This is a genomic window from Dethiosulfatibacter sp. (assembly GCF_983023055.1).
This window is the reverse complement of record NZ_CEZJXU010000074.1, coordinates 2,052-7,642: the sequence shown is the minus strand read 5'-3', so window position 1 is coordinate 7,642 and position 5,591 is coordinate 2,052. Positions and strand designations below refer to the sequence as shown.

Genomic DNA, 5,591 nt, shown 5'->3' with positions numbered 1-5,591 from the left:
TGCTCATAGCCGTATCTATTATTGTACAGGTAGTGAACAGACGATTTGAAAGGAAAATGTGAGATGATAGAAATAGAAGTTGGAAAAAGACTGGGGAGCTTCAGTTTCAATGCAGAATTCAAGATTAGACCAGGTGAAATAATGGTGGTCATGGGTGAAAGTGGTGCAGGGAAATCAACCCTTCTTGACCTTGTTTCAGGGGTAAAGACACCCGATGAAGGATTCGTTAGGCTAAACGGAAGGACCCTCTTTTCAAAAATTGATGGTGATAACATAAGGACTTATCAAAGAAAAATCGGATATGTCACCCAGAATAGCAATCTTTTCCCCCATTTGAACGCAAGGGAGAATATACTTGTCGGAGCAGGGAAGGACTATGATAGGGAATACTATGATTACCTTGTGTCCATTCTGGATATAAGGGACCATCTTGACAAGAAGGTATGCCAGCTTTCAGGAGGACAGCAGAAGAGGGTATCCATAGCAAGGACATTCATAACGGATCCTGAGATAATACTCATGGATGAACCCTTTTCCTGTCTTGACAACATGCTTAGGGATTGTTTGAGACAGAGAATAAAGCTGCTTATAAGGGAAAAGAACATAATGGGAATATTTGTGACACATAATCTTGAAGAAGGGTACGAGATGGCGGACAAGGCGCTAATAGTGAAAAACGGTAATATTGTGGAAAGAAGAAGGGGCAAGGACCTTTTTGAAAGACCCCAGGATGAATATACAAAAATTTTTATAAGGAATATGAAACACCCTGATTACAGTATCAAAGTAAGTTAAAGCTCTGGTAGGGTTGGAATGAGGAATAGATATATTAAAATATAAATTTGTTTGAAAGGAGAACATATGATTAAAGATGCATTGGCTATTGCCAATTCCGGACAAAAGGTTGCATTGGTTACGGTTACAAATCTGGTAGGATCTTCTCCGGCTGAGCCCGGAAAGATGATGCTGGTAAAGGAAGATGGAACTTTTGCAGGCACTGTTGGTGGAGGCAGCCTTGAGTACAAGTCCATAGCTCTAGCAAAGGAATGTATAAGCAGAGAGGTTAGCAAAGGATACAAGTTTGATCTTGAAAAAGATCTGGGTATGTCCTGTGGAGGATATGTTGAACTTTTCATCAATGTCATAAAACCTGAAAAGACAGTGGCAATAGTAGGTGGAGGACATATAGGAAAGGTTCTTGAAAAGCTTGCAAGGAATGCAGGTTTCAATACGGTAGTAGTCGACAACAGGGAAGGAATTGCAAGCAGGGACAGATTCCCTGAAGCAACGGAAGTGATTTATGGAGACATTGGAGAAGAGTGTGAAAAGCTTTCTACCAATTCAAGTACTTTCGTAGTAGTAGCTACTCACGGACATGTTCATGACCAACTTGCAGTAGAATCCATGCTCAGAAAGGAGTACAGGTATTTAGGTGTAATAGGCAGCAGAAACAAGATCAAGACCATGTTCAAGAGTATGGTAGAAAAGGGATATGAAGAGGAATTGATAAAGGGTGTACATTCTCCTATAGGCCTTGCCCTTGGAGGTAATTCTCCCGAGGATATTGCAGTTAGCATACTGGCCGAAATCATTATGGTTAAAAACCAGGGACAGTGCATTACCATGAAGGAAAAAATAATGAAATAAGTAGAATAAATGAAAGGGAAGGGAAAATAGGATGAAAAAAAATATTTTGATTAAACTGGTAGTGGTGGCAGTTATTGCCTTCATGTTTACTTCTTGTGGAAAGGAAGAGAAAGTACTTGTGTTTTCGGCTGCATCGCTGACTGAAAGCATGGGTGAGATAAATACAGTTCTAGGAGATGAGATTACTTTAAATCTGGATAGTTCTACAAGATTGAGGATACAGATAGAAAACGGTGCCGAAGCCGATATTTATTTGTCCGCCAATGAAAAGAACTACAAACTTCTTAATGAAGGTGGATTTGTTGAAAAGGGAATTGGAATACTTGAAAACAAGATGGTTCTCATTACTCCCAAGGGAAACGAAAAGGTGAACTCGCTTTATAATCTGGCAGGTGATGCAAGCATAATAATTGCTGCTGAAGAGGTGCCTGCAGGGAAATATGCAAGGAACATATTGGCAAAATATGAAGAATCGGGAGTGGATGGCTATACTGAGAAGGTTCTGTCAAATGTTGTATCAAATGAATCGACTGTAAAGGGTGTTGCATCGAAGATTGCACTGGGAGAGGCTGATGCCGGTCTTGTCTATGTAACCGATGTGACCGAATCGACTAAAGGCAAGTTTGACATGTACGAAATCGATGACCAATACAATGAGAAGGCAACATACTGGATAGCCTTGCTTAAGGATTCGAAAAATGCGAACGCAGAGAAAATCTATGATGAATTGCTGACAAATGAAGATATGAAGGCGGTCTTTGAGAAGTATGGTTTCAAGGTTGTAAATTAAGAAATCGTAAAACTGCCAATAAACATGTACAAACATGTTAAATAATCTGAATATGACTTTATTGTATAGACAATTAGAGCCGATTCAGAGGAAGCAAAGCTTAATTCCATAGCTCTTGCGGCAGTACATTCGAAAAAAACGAAAGGGAAAAAACGAACGACGTATCAATAATGTTTATTTATTGGATGCGGAATAAAAGTCGCTGTCATGATTCCCAAACCAATAAAAACATTGAAAAACAGCTAAAAAAGGTGTAAAATATATATACTTCGAGCTAATTTATCTTTATGAGATAACTTAGCCTATGGGTGCAGTTTGCAAAAATTGCGCCTCCCGGTTTGGAAAGGAGTATGATGACTATCCGACCGGATAGTTTTTTTTTATTGCCAGACTAACAGTCACAATCGGTATAAGAATGAGGGATTAATGTCCCGAGGATTGAATATGGAGGAATAATGAAATTTCTAAAAGCATACAACCCGGACAGGATAAAAGAAATGATGAGAGAACATTTCAGCAACATAGAAATTGAAACAGAAATTATTCATATTAGTGAAGCACAGTACAGATATTCATCCATGGATATAATGAGCTCTGTAAATATACCCGACTTCAACAAATCAACTGTTGACGGATATGCATTGATGTCCTCGGATACAAGCGGTGCATCGGAAAGCATGCCTGTCTTTCTGGATGTTTCAGGAGAGGTCCTAATGGGAACTGAAGCTCATACAGAAGTTGTGGAAAACACCTGTGTATATATTCCTACAGGGGGAATGATTCCCAAGGGCGCTGATGCAGTCGTAATGATTGAATATACGGAGAAACTTAAAGAAGATACGGTGGCAGTGAACATGACCATGCATCCAGGGGAAAATATAATATATATTGGTGAAGACATAAACGTAGATGATATTATAGTGAAAAAGGGAAGGAAGATTACAGCTTTTGATATGGGAGCATTAAGCGCCATTGGTGTATCTGAGATTTCCGTATTTAAGAAGCCAAAGGCTGTAATAATATCTTCTGGAGACGAAATAAGAAAGCCGGAAGTGGAGATAAAGCTCGGTGAAGTTAGGGATATAAACAGTTTCGTTGTGGGAGCCCTAATTGAAAAATACGGTGGTGAAGTGATTTACAAGTCCATAGTCAATGATGATGAGGGAAGCCTATTTAATGAAGTTGAAAAATGGATTGATAAGACGGATATTGTCATAGTGTCCGGGGGAAGTTCGGCTGGAATAAAGGATGTTACGGCGGAAGTTCTCGACAGCTTTGGAGAACCGGGGCTCTTCGTTCACGGAGCGGCGGTAAAACCTGGAAAGCCTACCATAATGTCTTGTGCAAGAAACACTGCACTATTAGGACTGCCTGGACATCCAGGATCTTCTTCTATAATTTTCACAATATTCGGAAAGGAATTATTCAAGATACTCCTTAAAAAGGAAGAAACCATGGCTTTCTATATTGAAGCGGAGCTCACCTATAATCTTACAGGAGCTCCAGGCAAGGAAACCTATGTAATGGGGACCTTGGAACTCAATGATGGGAAATATCTTTTTAATCCATTGATAAAAAAATCTGCCGCCATATCCCAGCTTTCAAAAAGTGAAGGATATGTAGTGATAAAATCAGGTACCGAAGGAATACAAAAAGGAAATATCGTAAAGGTATATACTGAATAAGAGAGGTAGCCATGAAAATAGAAAGAAATATATATCTGGAAAATACAGACCTTGAGGTGGCTCTAAAGGGATATCTTGAAAGATTCAAGGAAGAACTTGAAAATAAAGCCGTTGAAACAATAAGTGTAATGGATTCACTGGGAAGGGTAACGGCTGAGCCCTATTTCGCAAAATACTCTTCTCCCAACTTCAATGCATCGGCAATGGACGGCATTGCTGTAAAGTCAGAAGTCACCTATGATGCAAGAGAAGGAAAACCTTTGACATTGGTCAAGGGAAGGGACTACAAGGTAGTTGATACGGGAGACCCAATAGACGGCGACTATAATGCTGTAATAATGATTGAGGATCTTAACGACTTAAGTGAAAATGAAGTTCAGATAATAACTCCTGCATCGCCCTGGCAACATATAAGGCCCGTTGGTGAAGATATTGTTGCAGGTGAAATGATAGTTTCAGCAAACCATAAAATAAGGCCTATTGACCTTGCGTCCATTATTAATGGTGGAGTAATTGAAGTTCAGGTTTATTCAAGGACTAAGGTTGGAATCATACCTACTGGAACTGAAATAGTGGAACCTGGAACAATTCTTAAAACTGGAGATATTATAGAGTCCAATTCAAGGATGTTTGAAGGGTTGACACTGGAATGTGGAGCCATACCTTCAAGGTATAATGTTGTAAAGGACGACTATGAAGAAATCAAGAAGACGGTTATGGATTCTGTTGAAAAAAACGATATCACAATAATAAATGCAGGATCCTCAGCTGGAACTGAAGACTATACAAGGAGTATAGTGGAAGATCTTGGAGAGGTTTACTACCACGGTCTATCTATAAAACCTGGGAAACCTGCAATACTGGGTAAAATAAAGGGTAAGCCTGTAATAGGGATTCCGGGATATCCTGTTTCTGCATATATGGTCTTTAGAAGTATTGCACAGGAAATAATCATGGAATTCATGAACCTACCAAGGGAGAAGCCTGTAATTGTAGAGGCATACCTGTCAAAAAGGGTAGTTTCATCATATAAATACAAGGAATACGTAAGGGTGAAGATGGGAAAACTCGGAGGCAAGATAATTGCCACTCCTCTCAACAGAGGAGCAGGAGTACTTATGTCTCTAGTGCGGTGTGATGGAATTCTTGTGATCCCAAAGGAGAAGGAAGGCTTTGAAGCAAGCGAGCTGGTGCAGGTTGAACTTCTAAGGGATTTTGAAAGCATAAACAACACGGTGGTATCAATAGGAAGCCACGACCTGGTAATGGATATAATAAATAACCATATCCATACTACAAATTCAGTCATGGACCTTTCCTCTGCCCATACTGGAAGCATGGGAGGTATAATGGCATTGAGAAAGGGTGAATGCCACCTTGCGCCCATACATCTTCTGGACGAGGAGACAGGTGTTTACAATGTTCCTGTATTGAAAAAGTATCTAAGTGGAGCGGATGTTACTCTTGTT

Annotated in this window: 5 protein-coding genes and 1 riboswitch; all 5 genes read left to right on the top strand. The window is 39.8% G+C overall.

The genetic code is table 11. The features are described 5' to 3' along the window. The first annotated feature begins 63 nt into the window (after positions 1–63). A complete protein-coding gene (locus AC3AX0_RS04225; protein ID WP_487549058.1) occupies positions 64–795 on the top strand; it encodes an ATP-binding cassette domain-containing protein in 732 nt (243 codons plus the stop codon). A gap of 66 nt (positions 796–861) precedes the next feature. After that, positions 862–1,647 carry an XdhC family protein gene (locus AC3AX0_RS04220; RefSeq protein ID WP_487549057.1) on the top strand — a complete coding sequence of 262 codons (786 nt, stop codon included), beginning with the start codon at positions 862–864 and terminating at the stop codon, positions 1,645–1,647. A gap of 31 nt (positions 1,648–1,678) precedes the next feature. After that, a complete protein-coding gene (gene modA / locus AC3AX0_RS04215; protein WP_487549056.1) occupies positions 1,679–2,437 on the top strand; it encodes a molybdate ABC transporter substrate-binding protein in 759 nt (252 codons plus the stop codon). Between the two features lie 255 nt (positions 2,438–2,692). Next, a riboswitch (molybdenum cofactor riboswitch) is annotated at positions 2,693–2,802 on the top strand. A gap of 90 nt (positions 2,803–2,892) precedes the next feature. Next, positions 2,893–4,122: a molybdopterin molybdotransferase MoeA gene (locus tag AC3AX0_RS04210; protein ID WP_487549055.1), complete on the top strand. Its 1,230-nt coding sequence runs from the start codon at positions 2,893–2,895 to the stop codon at positions 4,120–4,122. An 11-nt stretch (positions 4,123–4,133) separates the two neighbouring features. Beyond that, positions 4,134–5,591 (top strand): molybdopterin biosynthesis protein (locus AC3AX0_RS04205; RefSeq protein ID WP_487549054.1); only part of this gene is annotated, 1,458 nt, incomplete at its 3' end.